This is a genomic window from Streptomyces sp. NBC_00210 (genome assembly GCF_045160975.1).
In the GTDB taxonomy this organism is placed as follows: Bacteria; Actinomycetota; Actinomycetes; order Streptomycetales; family Streptomycetaceae; genus Streptomyces.
Genome location: NZ_CP108120.1, coordinates 7,161,403 through 7,177,086, shown reverse-complemented (window position 1 = coordinate 7,177,086; position 15,684 = coordinate 7,161,403). Strand labels below are relative to the sequence as shown.

The window sequence follows — 15,684 nt, the reverse complement described above, 5'->3', positions numbered from 1 at the left end:
AGTCAGAAGGTCAGGAAGCGGTACGGCCGCGGCGCGCCAGGAGCCGGACGGCTCCGTCGCCGAGCAGCTGCACGACGGTGACGATGGCGATCAGGATGGCGACCGTGATCAGCATGAACTGGGTCTCGAAGCGCTGGAATCCGTAGGTCACGGCCTTGGACCCGAGCCCCTCGCCGCCGACCGCACCGGCCATCGCCGAATAGCCGACGAGCACGATCACGGTGGTGGTGACGGCGGACACGAGCGAGGGCAGGGCCTGCGGCAGCAGCACCTTGCGCACGATCGTCGGGATGGAGCCGCCCATCGACTGGACGGCCTCGACGAGACCGTGGTCGACCTCGCGGATGGCCGTCTCGACAAGCCGCGCAAAGAACGGGATGGCGCCGACGGCGAGCGGCACGATCATCGCGCTGGGGCCGATGAAGGTGCCGACGACCAGCGTGGTGAAGGGGATCAGCGCGATCAGCAGGATGATGAACGGCAGCGAGCGGCCGATGTTCACGATCACGCCGACGACCTTGTTCACCGGGGTGTTCTGCAGCAGTCCGCCCTTGTCGGTGAGGACGAGCAGCACACCGAGCGGCAGTCCGCCCGCGACGGTGACGAGGGTTGACCACAGCACCATGTAGAGGGTGTCGACGGTGCCCTGGCTCAGCAGCGGCTGCATCTCGGACCAGGTCACTTGGCACCTTCCTTGACGAGCGTGCCGCTCTGCGCGGGGAGAGTCACCGATTCGGCGGGCTCATCGGGGTCGACGACATCGACCTGCAGGCCCTGCTCGCGCAGGAAGCCGACGGGGACGACGTTGTCCTCGTAGCGTCCGGGCAGTTCGATGCGCATCCGGCCGATCTGCTTGCCACCGACGGTGTCCATCGCGGCGCCGAGGATCGAGATGTCGATGTTGTACGTCCGCGAGAGCTGGGAGATCACCGGCTGGGTGGCGGCCTCGCCGTGGAAGGTGACGTCGATGACCGTGCGGTCCGGTCCCGAGGCCTCGCCGCCGACCGGGAAGAGCTCCTGCGCCAGCTCGGAGCCGGGGGTCGCGAGCAGTTCGCTCACCGTGCCGGATTCGATGATCTTTCCCTTCTTCATCAGGGCTGCCGAGTCGCAGATGGTCTTGACGACGTCCATCTCGTGCGTGATGAGCAGAACGGTCAGTCCGAGCTGCCGGTTGAGGTCGCGCAGCAGCTGCAGGATCGAGCGGGTGGTCTCGGGGTCGAGGGCGGACGTCGCCTCGTCGGAGAGCAGCACCTTGGGGTCGCCGGCGAGCGCCCGGGCGATGCCGACGCGCTGCTTCTGGCCGCCGGAGAGCTGTCCGGGGTAGGCCGTCGCCTTGTCGGCCAGGCCCACCAGGTCGAGCAGTTCCAGCGCCTTGCGGGAGCGCTCGGCGCCGGAGATGCCGAGGATCTCCAGGGGCAGCTCGATGTTGTCCTTGACGGTGCGCGAGGACAGCAGGTTGAAGTGCTGGAAGACCATGCCGATACGGCTGCGTGCCTCGCGCAGTTCCTTGGTGGCGCGGCGGCCGCGCCCGGCGAGCGCGGTGAGGTCCTGGCCGGCCACGGTCACGGTGCCGGACGTGGGGCGTTCGAGCAGGTTGACGCAGCGGATGAGCGAGGACTTGCCGGCGCCGCTCTGGCCGATGACGCCGAAGACCTCGCCCTCACGGACGTGCAGGTCGACGCCGTCCAGCGCGGTGACCTTGCGGCCTCGCGACTCATAGACCTTGGTCAGGCCCGTAGTGGTGATCACAGGGGGTTTCCGTCACTGTCGAGTGCACGGCGAGATGTCCGCCGGGCACGGGGCATTCGGGTTCCGACGCACACGGATGATTCGGCTGGTGGCCGGGGCAACGCGTGCGCGGGGCAGGCTCCGTCCGACGCGTTCAAGGAGTTACGTCGGATTCGGCGCGGCTGTCGGTCTCGCTTCGGGGCGCGAGACTCAGGCAGGGGCCCTCAGATGGCGCACATTCGACACATACAACGAGCACCGGGCGTCGTGATCGCCTCGGTCGCAAGGGTGCGGCTGCTCGTCGTGGTCATGGCGGCAAGTAAAACAGACGGAAGTACGAAGCGACGGCGGCTGTCCGAATACCGGACGCTTGTGCTTCAGTATGCGGACAGTGTCCGTCGGCCGCCGTGATCTCCACTCCCCCGTGTGTGGCCAGCGCTGACACGGCCGAGAGGTCGGTCATGACCACATCGGCGAGCAGCTCGGAACGCTCGTGCGTTGTGGCCAAGGCCACGGTCCGCCTGCCCGCGGCGCGGCCGCCGCCAGCCCGGCCGGATGCCGATCTCTTCGAGCCGGGCCTCGTCGAGCCGCCGGGTCGCGGAGGTGACCACGGCCCAGCGATCGGCGGGCAGCCGGTCGATGGTCGTCGACCCTGCGTGGGCGCATGGGGCCGCGCGCATCGGGCCTTTTGGCCCGTAATAGTCTCGGGGCCATGCTTGACGCCCTGACGGTCGCGGTCGCCGTGACCGCGCTCGCCCTCGCCCTCTGGTGCGGCCTCGCCGCCTACCGTGACCAGCCCACCAAGGACTGGCACTTCATCGGCATGGCCGTGGTGTCGGTGCTGGCGCTGGCTCAGCTGGTGGTCGGGATCGTGCAGCTGGCACGCGGCGAGAAGGCGCACGAGGGCACCGCGATCTTCATCGCGTATCTGATCGGCTCGTTCGCCGCGGTCCCCGCGGCCGGTTTCCTCTCGCTGGGCGAGCGGACCCGCTGGGGATCGGCGACGGTCGCGGCGGGTGCTGTGGTTCTTGCCGTGCTCGAAGTACGGCTCTACGACATCTGGGGAGGCTGACGATGGCCGAGCCCGCCACCGCGGCGAAGCAGCAGCGGACCAAGCTGGTCAAGGGGCCGGGGCTGCTGCTGGTCTGGCTGTACGGAGTGATGTCGGTGGGCGCTGTCTCGCGCTCGGTCTACCAGATCCTCACCGACTACGGCTCGGCGCCGCTGGCCCATACGCTCTCCGCCGTCGCGGCCGTGGTCTACGCGTTCATCACGTACACCCTGGTGCGCGGAGGGGAAAGGGCCCGCAGGGCGGCGCTGGTGTGCTGCGCCGCCGAGCTCGCGGGCGTGCTGATCGTCGGGACCTGGACGGTCGCCCGGCCGTCCGCGTTCCCCGACTCGACGGTCTGGTCGGGATACGGGATGGGCTACATCTTCATCCCGGTACTGCTGCCGATCACCGGAATGCTCTGGCTGCGCCGGTCCCGTACGAACGCGGCGCAGCCCGCGGCCGACTAGGTGTATTGATCACGAGTGTTGTTGACAGTCGTGATCAATACACCTAGGCGCTGGCGGCATACGCCCCCGCCGCGGCCTCCTTCTCCAGCGTGACCAGGGTCAGCCGCGGGCCGACCTGCTCGCTGGACACCTGCACATAGCCGCGGCTGCGGTACAGACGCAGATTTCCCTCGCTGCGATGGCCGGTGAAGAGCTGGAACCGCTTGGCGGACGGCTCGCCCGCGAAGCGCTCCTCGATCGCGTCGAGCAACCGGCCGCCCAGGCCGTGGCGCTGCATCCGCGGGTGCACGATGAGCTTGGCGATCAGGGCCGTGCCGCCCGCGTCGACTCTGCCCCGTACGGAGGCGACGACCTCGTCGCCGAGCCGGGCCACCAGGGCGTGACCCTGCGCTATTTCGGCCTTCAGATCATCCAGTGACTGGGTGAGTGGCTCGATTCCGTAGTCGCCGTAGAGCTCGGCCTCGCTCTGGTAGCACAGGTACTGCAACTTGAGGATGTGCTCCGCGTCCTGTGCCCCTGCCGCTGAGATGGTCACGCTCATGCCCATGTGCGCATGCCTCCCGCTCACCTGTCCGCCGGTTGTCTATCGCTCCTTTCCCCCGTGTTCAGGAGCCGCAACCTCTGCCGCCAGCATTCTGCGCAGGCATCCCAGGCAACGGGAACGCATCGGCCCCAGACTTCCCTGTGAGATTCCCAACTTCCCTGCGATTTCCCGGTAGGTCGGGTCGTCCGGGGACAACATCGCAGTCAGCAGCCGGGGGCAGTTTCCCGGGGTGCGGGCGACGGCGGCCCGCAGAGTACGGCGGCGCTCCGATCTGAGTGCGGCCCGTTCCGGGCTGCCCGCGGGGTCCGCGGAGGGTTCGGGGCCGTACGGGAGTTCCCTGGCCGCCGTCCGCCGGGCGCGCCTCGCTTCGGCGCGTACGGCTCGCTTGACCCACCGGGCGGCGTCGGGCGGCGGGCCGTACTCGTCGAGCTGTTCCAGAAGCCGTACCCAGACGGCCTGTTCGAGGTCGCGGGCCTCCATCGCGGCGGCCGGGGCCTCGGCCGTCGCCTCGGCGCTCACCAAGGGGCGCAGGGCGCTGACCACATGAGCGGGGCCGGCCATCTGGGCGCGGCCGGCCACCAGGGCGGAAGTGTCTTCGAGAAGCGTCATGCCCGGCGGGACGTGCCGTCGCGCGGCAGTGGTTGCCTCGCGACGGCACAGTCACCCTTACGGGCGGATCGGCCTCGCTTGCTGTCAGCCGCGGAAGTCGGCCGCGGCCAGCAGCCCGGTGTCGGCGTTGTCGGTGAAGAGGCCGTCGATGCCGGTCTCGAAGTAGACCTTGAACGCGCCGAACGCGTCGCCGTACGCGTTCGGGTCGCTGCCGCGCCGGAAGTCGGCGGGCAGGAAGATGTTCTCGTTCCGCATCGTGTACGGGTGCAGGATCAGGCCCTGCGCATGCGCGTCCCGCACCAGCGTCGTCGGCGTGCCGAGCTTGCCGCTCGCGTCCTTGGGGATGATCAGGTCGAGCGTCGGGCCGATGCCCTTCGCGTACGACGCGATCCACTTCAGTCCCTCGGGCTTGACGAGATCGGCGACCGTGCGCGGATCGCCCGCCTCGGTGAAGTCCCAGGGCCGGGAGCTCGCGCCGGAGAGCAGCACCACACCGGGCGGGTCCACAAGATCGGCCAGCCGCTGGATGCTGCTCGGCTCGAACGACTGCAGGAAGAGCGCGGAGTCGGCGCGGTGGCGTCCGTAGCGGCGCAGCAGCTTGGCCAGGCGCTCCTCGAGACCGAGGCCGAGCGCCCGGAAGTACGAGGGGTGCTTGGTCTCGACGTGCAGCCAGACGGGGCGGCCGCGCTTGCGGCCCTCCTTCTCGGCCCAGCGCAGTACTTCCTCGAAGGAGGGGACCGTCCAGCGGCCGTCGTAGAGGGTGTTCTCCTGGCGGTTGGCGGGGATCCGTTCCTTGGCGCGCAGCGTCTTCAGCTCGGCGAGCGTGAAGTCCTCGGTGAACCAGCCGGTGAGGCTGACGCCGTCGACGGACTTGGTGGTCTTGCGGGAGGCGAACTCCGGGTGGGCGGCGACATCCGTCGTGCCCGTGATGTCGTTCTCGTGACGGCATACGAGATGGCCGTCCTTGGTGGGCACCAGGTCCTGCTCGATGACGTGCGCGCCCATGTCGAGGGCCAACTGGTAGGAGCCGAGGGTGTGCTCGGGCCGGTAGCCGCTGGCGCCGCGGTGCCCGATGATCGTCGGGGTCGGCAGATCCCTGTACGAGCCGTGGCCGCCGTGGCGTTCGGCGGCTGCGGCCGGCGCCGCGGTGACCCCGCCGACGCCGAGGGCCGCCGTGCCGAGCACCGCCGCGCCCAGTACCGTCCGACGCCCCGGGCTTCTGTCCGCACCCTGTGTCATCGCCGTTGCCTCCGTGTGATGTCCCGCACCTGTCAAGCGACGCCCGATCGTAGGCAGATACCCCTTACCTGCGGCAGCCCCTGGGCGAACGCAGCGAAAACACACGTCAACACTGCGTATCCGCTCAGTGAACCCGATGTGCGATCAGGTGTGACCCGCGAGTATCGTCCTCACCTGCAGAGACTTCGCCGCCGCTACTGTCCGCCCCCACGACCCCGTTCATGACACCGGAGGACACGTTGTCCCGCTTGTCGCTCATCAAGGCCGTGCTAGGACCGATCCTGCGCCTGATGTTCCGTCCCCGTGTGGAGGGCGCCGGGAACATTCCCGGAACGGGTCCGGTGATCCTCGCCGGAAACCACCTGACGTTCATCGACTCGATGATCCTCCCGCTGGTCTGCGACCGTCCGGTCCACTTCATCGGCAAGGACGAATACGTCACGGGCAAGGGCATCAAGGGCCGTGCGATGGCCTGGTTCTTCACCGGCTCCGGAATGATCCCGGTGGACCGCGACGGCGCGAACGGCGGTGTGGCGGCGCTGATGACGGGCCGTCGGGTGCTGGAGGAGGGCAGGATCTTCGGCATCTACCCGGAGGGCACACGCTCCCCCGACGGACGCCTGTACCGGGGGCGTACGGGCATCGCCAGGCTGACGCTGATGACGGGCGCGCCGGTGGTCCCGTTCGCGGTGATCGGCACGGACAAGCTCCAGCCGGGCGGCGCGGGCCTGCCGCGCCCGGGCCGGGTGACCATCCGCTTCGGCGAGCCGATGGAGTTCTCGCGCTACGACGGTATGGACCGGGACCGCTATGTGCTGCGGGCGGTGACGGACTCGGTGATGACCGAGGTGATGGAGCTGTCGGGGCAGGAGTACGTGGACATGTACGCAACGAAGGCGAAGGCGGCCTGACGGCCGCGGGGGTGACGTGAAGGGCGGGCCCCGGCCGGGGCCCGCCCTTTCGTTGTGCGCGGACGCGGCGCACGTACGCCCGGCACGCACGCCTGGCCCACAGGGGACGACACCCGCCGCGAGGCGCAACCGCGCTCAGGGCATCACGGGTGCTCGAGGCCCTCCTCGAGCCGCTGGCCCCGCAGCAGGAACCACGCCGCCGCCGCGGTCGCCAGCAGCACCGCCGCGCCGACCCCGGACGCCAGCCGCAGTCCGTCGGTGAACGACTCCTGCGCAGCGGCCAGCAGATCCGCGCCCCGCTGCTGCGGCAGCGTCGCCGCCGCCTCGACCGCGCCGCCCAGCGACTCGTGGGCCGCGGACGCCGTACCGGCCGGGACACCCGCCGGGGTCGCGAACCCGCGGTACACGCCGGTGACGATGGACCCGAGCACCGCGATGCCGAGCGCCGCGCCCAGTTCGTACGCCGTCTCCGAGACCGCGGACGCAGCGCCCGCCTGCTCCTTCGGCACGCTGGACAGGATGACGTCCGCCGTGACGGTGAAGGAGAATCCCGCGCCCACCCCGACGACCAGCAGGGCCGCGCCGAGCAGCGGGTAGCCGGTGGACTGGCTGACAAGGGTCAGCGCGGCGAGGGCGAGGCCCACTGCCGCGAGACCCCCGGCCACCACGGACCGTACGGAGAAGCGGCGCGCCACCGTACCGGCGGCCAGACCCGTCGCCACCGCGCCGATCGCGGCGGGCAGTTCGGCCAGACCGGCCTCGAACGGCTCCCGGCCCTGGACCAGTTGCAGAAACTGGGAGAGGAAGAAGACCAGGCCGGACAGGCCGAGGATGGTGAGCAGATCGGCGAGCACCGCGCCGGAGAAACCGCGGTGCCGGAACAGCCGCATGTCCAGCAGCGGTGCCGGCAGCGTCAACTGCCTGCGTACGAAGCCGTAGAGCGCGCCAAGACCGATCATGGCCGCGCCGGCGGCCTCCAAGCTCGCGCCGTGCGTCGCCGCCTCCTTGACGGCGTAGACCACTCCGACCATGCCGATGAGGGACAGTACGACACTGTTCAGGTCCCAGGGCCCGGCCACCGGATTCTTCGACTCGGGCAGCAGCTTGACACCGACGAGCACCAGGACGGCCATCACCGGCAGGTTGATCAGGAAGACCGAGCCCCACCAGAAGTGTTCGAGCAGGAAGCCGCCGACGACCGGCCCGACGGCCGCGCCGGCCGAGGCCATCGCACCCCAGATGCCGATGGCGAGGCTGCGCTCCTTGGGGTCGTGGAAGATATTGCGGATCAGGGCGAGGGTGGACGGCATCAGGGTCGCGCCGGCGACGCCGAGGAGCGCCCGGGCGAGGATCATCATCTCGGGGCTGGTGGCGTACGCGTTGAGCACGGAGACCGCGCCGAACGCCACCGCGCCGAACAGCAGCAGCTTCTTGCGGCCGATGCGGTCGCCGAGACTGCCCATGGAGACGAGCAGGCCCGCGATGATGAATGAGTAGACGTCACCTATCCACAGCAGCTGGGTGCCTGAGGGTTTCAGGTCCTCGCTGAGGAAAGGCGTCGCGAGCCCGAGGACGGTGGCGTCGACGGCCACCAGCAGTACGGCCAGGACGAGTACCGCGAGCGCGAGCCAGCGCCCGGGACGGTACAGGGTTGCGTCCGTCCCGGTCGTGCGCTGGACGGTGCTGCTCATTTCTCCACACTCCGTTGTGCTCCGCCGAGCAGCAGCTCGGCGATCATGTACTGGAAGTCGTTCTTGGCGACCCGGCCGTCCATGACGGCCCAGGCGCAGGTGCCGAGGAGCCCGTAGAGAGCCTCGGTCAGCCATGCGGGCGACAGGTCGATACGGAACTCGCCCCGTTCCTGGCCACGCCGGAAGAGCGCGGACACCCGCGCGTCGAGCCTGGCCCAGCCCTCGTTGACCTGGTCGCCCTCGAAGAGCTGGTTCTCGGTGACGAGAAAGGCGAGCAGATCGGCGGCCGGCTGCATCTCCGCGATGAGCCGCCGCAGCGCGTCACCGGCCCCGCCCTCGTCGAGCCGCGCCCGGTCGAGGGCGCGCTGGAACTCCTGGATGCCGAGCTGCTCCAGCGCCTTGACGAGCACGTCACGCCCGGCGAAGTGCCGGTGCAGCGTGGCACGGCCGATCCCGGCGGCGCGTGCGACCTCGTCCAAGGTGGCGGTCGATTTGCGGGCGAGGAGGGCGGCGGCGGTGTGGAGCACCTGTTCACGATCCATGGCCATGAGACGACTGTACCCCAGATGAGACATTCTTGTCTCACTCGGAGCATAGACGTCTCAGACGCAGTACGGGACGGCAGCACGAAGCCGCCTGACCGGCCATGAGGCCGGTCAGGCGGCTTGAGTTCAGCGGCGGATCAGCCGACGGGCAGGCAGTCGGGCCGGAAGCCCGGGTCGGCGGGACCGGACCGCCCCAGGGCGTTCAGCACCCACTGGGCGACGACGAGATCCTTGGGGGCCTGGTCGTGCTCCGAAGTGTTGAGCGGACAGGCGTCCTGGAGCAGCACATTGGTGACGTAGCGGCCAGATCCGTTGAGATAGGAGCTTGTGTACGGGATCACGACCTCGTCGTACCGCGTGGCGATCTGCGTGTAGTGGGGGCCGACCGGCGCCTCGGGGTCGGCGTTGAGCTTCGTCAGCAGCTCGGAGCCGGCCGTCTGGTCCACACACGCAGGGCAGACGGTGGCACCGGCAGCGAGCGCCAGCGGGTTGCTGGTGCCGTGGTTGGACGGCACGATGCCGACGAGGTCGTCCACCTTTGTCGCGCCACCAAGGAACTTCACGTAGTAGCGCGGCATCATGCCGCCCTGGCTGTGGCCGACGAGGTCGACCTTCTTGGCACCCGTTCTGCTGCGCACGGTGTCGACGAAGTCGCGCAACTGCGCCGCCGAGTCGGGGATCGGGGCGGTGGCCGCTTCGCCGTAGTCGAACGCGAAGACGCAGTAGCCCTCGGCGGCGAGCTTCGGCGAGAGCGTGGCCCAGTTCTCCGCCATCGTCTTGAAGGTGCCGTTGACCAGGACGACGGGCTGCGGGTGCGCCACGTCCGGCTTGCAGGACCAATCGTTCGCGCCGGGCGGGGCGACGGCAGGCTCCGAGGCCGAGGCGGAGGCGGTTCCGGATGCGGCGAGCCCCGCCGCGCCGAGTACCGCCACCGCGGCGGCCGAGATCAGCGGGCGGATGAGGTTGCGTAGACGCATGGCGTGGGGGCCTTTCCGTGCTCCGGTCGTGAGCGGCTGTTCGGCAATGCCGACCGGGATACGGAATATTCGCTTCCGTGTTACTGACGCGTCAAGACATGCGTCGTCGGAAAATGTCACACCGGCCAAGGCGTATGCCCCGGCCGGTGCGGTTGCGGCGTGCGCTCGACTGTCAGCGCTTGGCGTCCGCCCACGCCCGCTGCACGGCCAGATCGGCCTTCACCTCGGCGAGTTGGACGGCCACCGCCGAGGGCGCCGTGCCGCCGCGACCGTTCCGCGAGGCCAGCGCGCCGGGCACATTGAGGACCGTACGGACATCTGGGGTCAGATGCGGCGAAATCTTGGCGAACTGCGCGTCCGTCAGCTGGTCGAGCTCGATGCCCTGCTGCTCGCAGACCTTGACGCACTCACCCGCGACCTCGTGCGCCACCCGGAACGGCACGCCCTGCTTGACCAGCCACTCGGCGATGTCCGTCGCCAGCGAGAAACCGGCCGGGGCCAGCTCCTCCATCCGTTCGCGGTTGACCGTGAGCGTCGCCATCATGCCGGTGAACGCCGGCAGCAGGACCTCCAGCTGATCGCAGGAGTCGAAGACCGGCTCCTTGTCCTCCTGGAGGTCGCGGTTGTACGCGAGGGGCAGGGCCTTCAAGGTGGCGAGCAGCCCGGTGAGGTTGCCGATCAGGCGGCCCGACTTGCCGCGCGCCAGTTCCGCGATGTCCGGGTTCTTCTTCTGCGGCATGATCGACGAGCCCGTCGAGAACGCATCGTGCAGGGTCACGAAGGAGAACTCCTTCGTGTTCCAGATGATGACCTCCTCCGCGATCCGGGAGAGGTTCACACCGATCATCGCGGTGATGAAGGCGAACTCCGCGACGAAGTCACGAGAGGCCGTGCCGTCGATGGAGTTCCCGACGCTGCCGTGCTCGAAGCCGAGGTCCGCCGCGACCGCCTCCGGGTCGAGTCCGAGCGAGGACCCCGCCAGCGCGCCCGAGCCGTACGGGGAGACCGCGGTCCGCGAGTCCCACTGACGCAGCCGCTCCGCGTCCCGGGACAGGGACTGGACATGGGCCAGCACATGATGGGCGAAGAGCACCGGCTGCGCGTGCTGGAGGTGCGTACGGCCCGGCATCGCCACGTCCGGGTGGGCCTCGGCCAGAGACACCAGCGCATCCTGGAGCTCGGCGATCAGGCCGCCGATGATCCGCGCGTGGTCCCGCAGATACATCCGGAAGAGCGTCGCGACCTGGTCGTTGCGCGAGCGTCCCGCCCGCAGCTTGCCTCCGAGGTCGGGGCCCAGCCGCTCCAGCAGACCCCGCTCCAGCGCCGTGTGCACGTCCTCGTCGGCGATCGTGCCGACGAACTCCCCGGACGCCACATCCGCTTCGAGCCGGTCGAGCCCCGCCAGCATGCGCTGCAGCTCGTCGGCCGTCAGCAGCCCGGCCTTGTGCAGCACGCGCGCGTGGGCACGCGAACCGGCGATGTCGTACGGCGCGAGCCGCCAGTCGAAGTGCACCGACGCCGACAGCTTGGCCAGCGCCTCGGCCGGACCGTCGGCGAACCGGCCGCCCCAGAGCCGTACGTCACCGTTGTTGCTGCTCACAGCAGAAGCTCCTCAAGAGGGTGGATGTGCGACCGCCTCCCCTCCCTCTGGGCCCTGGCGGGCCTGGGGGACCCCCAGCGGAGGTACGGGGAGGCGGCTTCGTATGCGTATGGAATCAGGCGAGGTCACGCTTCGCGGCGATCTTCGACGACAGGGCGAAGATGTCGATGAAGCCCTGCGCCTTCGACTGGTCGAACGTGTCGCCCGAGTCGTAGGTGGCGAGGTTGAAGTCGTACAGGGACTCGTCCGACTTCCGGCCGGTGACGACGGCGCGGCCGCCGTGCAGGGTCATCCGGATGTCACCCGTGACGTGCTGGTTGGCCTCGTTGATGAAGCCGTCCAGGGCGCGCTTGAGCGGGGAGAACCACAGGCCGTCGTAGACCAGCTCGCCCCAGCGCTGCTCGACCTGCCGCTTGTACCGTGCCAGCTCGCGCTCGACCGTGACGTTCTCCAGCTCCTGGTGGGCGGTGATCAGCGCGATCGCGCCCGGTGCCTCGTAGACCTCGCGGGACTTGATGCCGACAAGACGGTCCTCGACCATGTCGATCCGGCCGATGCCCTGCGCGCCGGCCCGCTCGTTGAGCTGCTGGATCGCCTGCAGAACGGAGACGGGCTTGCCGTCGATGGCGACCGGGACGCCCTCCTTGAAGGAGATGACGACCTCGTCCGGCTCGCGCGGCAGGGCCGGGTTCGAGGTGTACTCGTAGATGTCCTCGATCGGCGCGTTCCAGATGTCCTCCAGGAAGCCGGTCTCGACGGCCCGCCCGAAGACGTTCTGGTCGATGGAGTACGGCGACTTCTTGGTGGTCGCGATCGGGAGCTGCTTCTCCTCGCAGAAGGCGATCGCCTTGTCCCGGGTCATCGCATAGTCACGGACCGGGGCGATGCACTTCAGGTCGGGCGCGAGGGCGACGATGCCGGCCTCGAACCGCACCTGGTCGTTTCCCTTGCCGGTGCAGCCGTGGGCGACCGTGGTGGCGCCGTGCTTCTTGGCGGCGGCGACGAGGTGCTTGACGATCGTCGGCCGGGAGAGGGCGGAGACCAGCGGGTAGCGGTCCATGTAGAGAGCGTTGGCCTTGATCGCCGGGAGGCAGTACTCGTCGGCGAACTCGTCCTTCGCGTCCGCGACCTCGGCCTCGACGGCACCGCAGGCGAGCGCGCGCTTGCGGATGACGTCCAGGTCCTCGCCGCCCTGGCCGACGTCCACGGCAACGGCGATGACCTCGGCGCCCGTCTCCTCGGCGATCCAGCCGATGGCGACGGAGGTGTCCAGACCGCCCGAGTAGGCGAGTACGACGCGCTCGGTCACGGGTTTCTCCTTACGGTGCATTCGGTGATGAGTATAACTATGCAGACCTCCGTATGTTTTGTCAACGCGGTCCGGACGCCCGAGACGGCCGTCACGGTGATCGATCACCACGGATAATCACCCGCATGGGACAGCGTTATGAACGAATAGAAGGCCGGATCCGCAACTTCATCGACCAGCAGCCCGTGTTCTTCACCGCCACCGCCCCGCTCACCGGGGACGGCCACATCAACCTCTCCCCCAAGGGCCGCAGCGGCACCCTCGTCGTCATCGACGAGCTGACCCTCGCCTATCTCGACTTCGGCGGCAGCGGAGCGGAGACCATCGCCCATCTGCGCGAAGAGGGGAACGGACGCATCACCCTGATGTGGTGCGCCTTCACCGGCCCGCCCAAGGTTCTGCGGGTGCACGGGAGCGGCGAGGCGATCTTCCGGGACGACCCGCGCTGGGCGGAGTTCATCACGCACTTCAAGGACGTCGACGGGCCGAGCGCCCGCGCGATCATCGTCATCCACGCCCAGCGCATCAGCGACGCCTGCGGATTCGCCGTGCCCTTCATGGAGTACCAGGAGGAGCGCAGCCAGCACGCGGAGCATTTCGGCCGGAAGTCGGACGAGGAGTTCGCCGCGTACTGCGAGAGGAAGGAGTACGTCGGAGTGAGCCTGGACGGACTGCCGGCGCTGCCGCTGCCCCTGCCGCAACGTACCGACTGACTCTCACGCCGCCGATGCGGCCGATGCGCGTACGGCTCAGTTCAGGCAGCGCACCGGCCGCGCCCCGCGTACGGTCGTGAACCATGCGCCCTCGTCTCGCACTTGGCTCTGTCCTGCTCCTTCTCGCCGCCGGTACCGTCGCGGCCTCCCCCACCCGCGCGGCCCCGCTCCCCGAGCGGATGGCCCACACCGGCGGCGGCAGCCAGCTGATCACCGCCGAGGCCGCGGGCCTCCGCTCCACCACCGGGAAGGTGACCTGGTGGGACCGCCGGTCCGACGGGCGGTGGGTGGCGGCGGGCTCGGCCACTGCCCGGTTCGGGGCGAAGGGACTGGTCGAGGGCGCCCGCCGCAAGCAGAGCACCTCCACCACACCGACCGGCCTTTACGGCCTCCCGTACGCCTTCGGGATCAAGGCCGCGCCCGCCGGGACCGACTACGCCTATCGCCGGGTGACGAACAAGTCCTGGTGGTGCCAGGACAACGCGTCGCTCTCTTACAACCGCTGGGTGGAGAGCCTGCCCAAGGACTGCCGGGCGAAGGAGTCCGAGCATCTCGTCTCCTACCCGGTCCAGTACGCCAACGCCATGGTCATCGGCTTCAACTACGCCCGCCCGGTGCGCGGGCGCGGCGCCGGGATCTTTCTGCATGTCAACGGGCGTGGCGCGACGGCCGGTTGTGTGTCGGTGCCGGACTCGGCGATGCGCCGGATCCTGGCCTGGGCCGACCCGCACCGCGACCCGCACATCGCCATCGGCACCGCTTCGGGACGCACGGCCGTCACACGCTACTGACGGGGGCGGCCGACTCAACAGATTGCACAAGCGCCCCTCGAGTTGAACTCCACGCCCCTCGTATGCGTATCCCCGTACGCGAAAGTGGTACAGCCGAGGAGCAGTCGTGGCGATGTTGCAGAGCGGTCGGGCCGCGAGACGCCAGACCATGCGGGCGATCCGCCCCCGGCGTGACCCGGCGGTGGCGCTGTTGGCCGTCGCCTGGGCGGGGGCGGTGGCAGTGCTGTCCCTGTGGTGGCAGAACACGGCGGTGGTGCACATGACCACCGCCGAGTGGCTGATCGGTGCCGGCCGGATCACCGGTCTGCTGGGCGGATACATGATCGCGCTGGTGGTGCTGCTGATGGCACGCGTCCCGGCGCTGGAACGGCGGGTGGGTTCCGACCGGGTGACCCGCTGGCACGCGATGAGCGGCCGCTATGCGATCAGTCTGATCGTCGCGCATGTCGTGCTGACCGTCTGGGGGTACGCCGTCCAGGCCCGTACCGGCCTCGTGGAGCAGACCGTCACCGTCGTCGTCGACTTCCCCGAAATGATCAAGGCGGCGATCGGCACCGGGCTCCTGCTGCTCATCGGCTTCGTCTCGGCCGGGATGGTACGCCGCCGGATGTCCTACGAGGCCTGGTACTACCTGCACCTGCTCACCTATGTCGCGGTGTATCTGACCTTCTGGCACCAGCTGGCGACGGGTGCCGAGTTCGTGGCGAACCCGACAGCGCGCACCGTCTGGTACGTGCTGTACGCAGCGGTCGGCGCGCTGCTGCTCTGGTACCGCGTCCTGTCGCCCGTGCGGCTCAATCTCTGGCACCGGATGCGGGTCGAGTCGACCGTGGACGAGGCGCCCGGTGTGGTCTCCGTGCTGATCACAGGGCGTCGGCTGCACCGGCTCGGCGCCGAGGCGGGTCAGTTCTTCCGCTGGCGGTTCCTCACCAAGGGGCTGCGCTGGAGCGCCAATCCGTATTCCCTGTCCGCCGCGCCCCGCCCCACGCTGATGCGTATCACCGTCAAAGCGGTCGGCAAGCACAGCACGGCCCTGTCCCGGCTGGAGCCGGGGACGCGGATCTGGGCCGAGGGCCCGTACGGAGCCATGACCGCCGGCCGCCGGAGCCGCAACAAAGTGCTGCTGATCGCGGGCGGCGCCGGAATCACCCCGCTGCGGGCACTGTTCGAGACGCTGCCCGGCGGCCCGGGCGATCTGACGCTGCTCTACCGCGCCAGCAAGAAGCAGGATCTGGCGCTCTGGAGCGAGCTCCAGCAGATCGCCGAGCGCAGGGACGCACAGCTGATGTACGCGGTGAACGGTCCGGACGGGGCACGGCCCGAGATCACCGCCAAGCGGCTGATGGAAGTGCTGCCCGACATCGACGCGCACGACGTCTATCTCTGCGGGCCGCCAGGCCTCGCCGAGGAGTCGTACCAGGCGCTGCGCGAAGCAGGAGTGCCGTCCCGCCGGATCCACCACGAGTCCTTCGAGATGTGAGGCCGTCCTTGAAGAGGAAACATCCGCTT

16 protein-coding genes and 1 pseudogene are annotated in these 15,684 nt (G+C 69.4%); 6 read left to right on the top strand and 11 right to left on the bottom strand.

Annotated features, from left to right (window positions below; all coding sequences use genetic code 11):
• Positions 1-10 precede the first annotated feature (10 nt).
• The 3 genes and pseudogenes from OG729_RS32525 to OG729_RS32515 all read right to left on the bottom strand — a co-directional run.
• Positions 11-682, bottom strand: a complete 672-nt coding sequence (locus OG729_RS32525; RefSeq protein ID WP_360876282.1) for a methionine ABC transporter permease — start codon at positions 680-682, stop codon at positions 11-13.
• Positions 679-1,749 carry a methionine ABC transporter ATP-binding protein gene (locus tag OG729_RS32520; protein ID WP_405809493.1) on the bottom strand — a complete coding sequence of 357 codons (1,071 nt, stop codon included), beginning with the start codon at positions 1,747-1,749 and terminating at the stop codon, positions 679-681. Before OG729_RS32520 ends, OG729_RS32525 begins: the two co-directional genes overlap by 4 nt.
• Before the next feature lie 385 nt (positions 1,750-2,134).
• Positions 2,135-2,369, bottom strand: a pseudogene (locus tag OG729_RS32515) (HAD family hydrolase); the annotation flags it as partial.
• Positions 2,370-2,440: 71 nt separating this feature from the next.
• Between OG729_RS32515 and OG729_RS32510 the strand changes: the two are divergent.
• Both OG729_RS32510 and OG729_RS32505 read left to right on the top strand, forming a co-directional pair.
• Entirely contained in the window at positions 2,441-2,800 is a 360-nt protein-coding gene (locus OG729_RS32510) for a hypothetical protein (protein ID WP_360876278.1), read from the top strand.
• A 2-nt stretch (positions 2,801-2,802) separates the two neighbouring features.
• Positions 2,803-3,246, top strand: coding sequence for a hypothetical protein (locus tag OG729_RS32505; RefSeq protein WP_360876276.1), 444 nt, complete (start codon positions 2,803-2,805; stop codon positions 3,244-3,246).
• Positions 3,247-3,289: 43 nt separating this feature from the next.
• Here the strand turns inward: OG729_RS32505 and OG729_RS32500 are convergent, their stop codons facing one another.
• From OG729_RS32500 to OG729_RS32490, 3 genes are all read right to left on the bottom strand, one after another.
• A complete protein-coding gene (locus OG729_RS32500; protein WP_405809491.1) occupies positions 3,290-3,793 on the bottom strand; it encodes a GNAT family N-acetyltransferase in 504 nt (167 codons plus the stop codon).
• Positions 3,794-3,829: 36 nt separating this feature from the next.
• The gene (locus tag OG729_RS32495) at positions 3,830-4,399 is read right to left on the bottom strand and encodes a sigma-70 family RNA polymerase sigma factor (protein WP_405809489.1); all 570 of its coding nucleotides are present in this window, start codon (positions 4,397-4,399) and stop codon (positions 3,830-3,832) included.
• Positions 4,400-4,483: 84 nt separating this feature from the next.
• Positions 4,484-5,638 carry a glycerophosphodiester phosphodiesterase gene (locus OG729_RS32490; RefSeq protein WP_405809488.1) on the bottom strand — a complete coding sequence of 385 codons (1,155 nt, stop codon included), beginning with the start codon at positions 5,636-5,638 and terminating at the stop codon, positions 4,484-4,486.
• 221 nt (positions 5,639-5,859) lie between these two features.
• Here OG729_RS32490 and OG729_RS32485 point away from each other — a divergent pair, with 221 nt between their 5' ends.
• Entirely contained in the window at positions 5,860-6,549 is a 690-nt protein-coding gene (locus OG729_RS32485; RefSeq protein WP_360876270.1) for a lysophospholipid acyltransferase family protein, read from the top strand.
• 143 nt (positions 6,550-6,692) lie between these two features.
• Here OG729_RS32485 and OG729_RS32480 read toward each other — a convergent pair whose 3' ends face one another.
• From OG729_RS32480 to OG729_RS32460, 5 genes are all read right to left on the bottom strand, one after another.
• Positions 6,693-8,240: an MFS transporter gene (locus OG729_RS32480; RefSeq protein ID WP_405809486.1), complete on the bottom strand. Its 1,548-nt coding sequence runs from the start codon at positions 8,238-8,240 to the stop codon at positions 6,693-6,695.
• Positions 8,237-8,788 (bottom strand): TetR/AcrR family transcriptional regulator, encoded by a 552-nt coding sequence (locus tag OG729_RS32475; RefSeq protein ID WP_405809484.1) that lies wholly within the window; start codon positions 8,786-8,788, stop codon positions 8,237-8,239. The genes OG729_RS32480 and OG729_RS32475 overlap by 4 nt, the downstream gene beginning before the upstream one ends.
• A 134-nt stretch (positions 8,789-8,922) precedes the next feature.
• On the bottom strand, positions 8,923-9,762 hold the full coding sequence (locus OG729_RS32470; protein ID WP_405809482.1) for an alpha/beta fold hydrolase: 840 nt from the start codon (positions 9,760-9,762) through the stop codon (positions 8,923-8,925).
• 172 nt (positions 9,763-9,934) lie between these two features.
• On the bottom strand, positions 9,935-11,362 hold the full coding sequence (gene argH / locus OG729_RS32465) for an argininosuccinate lyase (protein WP_405809480.1): 1,428 nt from the start codon (positions 11,360-11,362) through the stop codon (positions 9,935-9,937).
• 115 nt (positions 11,363-11,477) lie between these two features.
• On the bottom strand, positions 11,478-12,671 hold the full coding sequence (locus OG729_RS32460) for an argininosuccinate synthase (protein WP_405809479.1): 1,194 nt from the start codon (positions 12,669-12,671) through the stop codon (positions 11,478-11,480).
• A 125-nt stretch (positions 12,672-12,796) separates the two neighbouring features.
• Here OG729_RS32460 and OG729_RS32455 point away from each other — a divergent pair, with 125 nt between their 5' ends.
• The 3 genes from OG729_RS32455 (at position 12,797) to OG729_RS32445 (ending at position 15,655) form a co-directional block, all read left to right on the top strand.
• Positions 12,797-13,384 carry a pyridoxamine 5'-phosphate oxidase family protein gene (locus OG729_RS32455; protein WP_360876258.1) on the top strand — a complete coding sequence of 196 codons (588 nt, stop codon included), beginning with the start codon at positions 12,797-12,799 and terminating at the stop codon, positions 13,382-13,384.
• 83 nt (positions 13,385-13,467) lie between these two features.
• On the top strand, positions 13,468-14,175 hold the full coding sequence (locus tag OG729_RS32450) for a L,D-transpeptidase family protein (RefSeq protein WP_405809477.1): 708 nt from the start codon (positions 13,468-13,470) through the stop codon (positions 14,173-14,175).
• A 112-nt stretch (positions 14,176-14,287) separates the two neighbouring features.
• Complete coding sequence (locus tag OG729_RS32445) at positions 14,288-15,655, top strand: ferredoxin reductase family protein (protein WP_360876331.1); 1,368 nt, start codon at positions 14,288-14,290, stop codon at positions 15,653-15,655.
• Positions 15,656-15,684: the final 29 nt, after the last annotated feature.

What these genes read in the sequence shown, in the direction of transcription:
- OG729_RS32510 (WP_360876278.1), top strand. Translation starts at nt 2,441, where the DNA reads ATGCTTGACGCCCTGACGGTCGCGGTCGCCGTGACCGCGCTCGCCCTC.
- OG729_RS32505 (WP_360876276.1), top strand. Translation starts at nt 2,803, where the DNA reads ATGGCCGAGCCCGCCACCGCGGCGAAGCAGCAGCGGACCAAGCTGGTC.
- OG729_RS32500 (WP_405809491.1), bottom strand. Translation starts at nt 3,793, where the DNA reads ATGGGCATGAGCGTGACCATCTCAGCGGCAGGGGCACAGGACGCGGAG.
- OG729_RS32495 (WP_405809489.1), bottom strand. Translation starts at nt 4,399, where the DNA reads ATGACGCTTCTCGAAGACACTTCCGCCCTGGTGGCCGGCCGCGCCCAG.
- OG729_RS32490 (WP_405809488.1), bottom strand. Translation starts at nt 5,638, where the DNA reads ATGACACAGGGTGCGGACAGAAGCCCGGGGCGTCGGACGGTACTGGGC.
- OG729_RS32485 (WP_360876270.1), top strand. Translation starts at nt 5,860, where the DNA reads ATGACACCGGAGGACACGTTGTCCCGCTTGTCGCTCATCAAGGCCGTG.
- OG729_RS32480 (WP_405809486.1), bottom strand. Translation starts at nt 8,240, where the DNA reads ATGAGCAGCACCGTCCAGCGCACGACCGGGACGGACGCAACCCTGTAC.
- OG729_RS32475 (WP_405809484.1), bottom strand. Translation starts at nt 8,788, where the DNA reads ATGGCCATGGATCGTGAACAGGTGCTCCACACCGCCGCCGCCCTCCTC.
- OG729_RS32470 (WP_405809482.1), bottom strand. Translation starts at nt 9,762, where the DNA reads ATGCGTCTACGCAACCTCATCCGCCCGCTGATCTCGGCCGCCGCGGTG.
- OG729_RS32455 (WP_360876258.1), top strand. Translation starts at nt 12,797, where the DNA reads ATGGGACAGCGTTATGAACGAATAGAAGGCCGGATCCGCAACTTCATC.
- OG729_RS32450 (WP_405809477.1), top strand. Translation starts at nt 13,468, where the DNA reads ATGCGCCCTCGTCTCGCACTTGGCTCTGTCCTGCTCCTTCTCGCCGCC.
- OG729_RS32445 (WP_360876331.1), top strand. Translation starts at nt 14,288, where the DNA reads ATGTTGCAGAGCGGTCGGGCCGCGAGACGCCAGACCATGCGGGCGATC.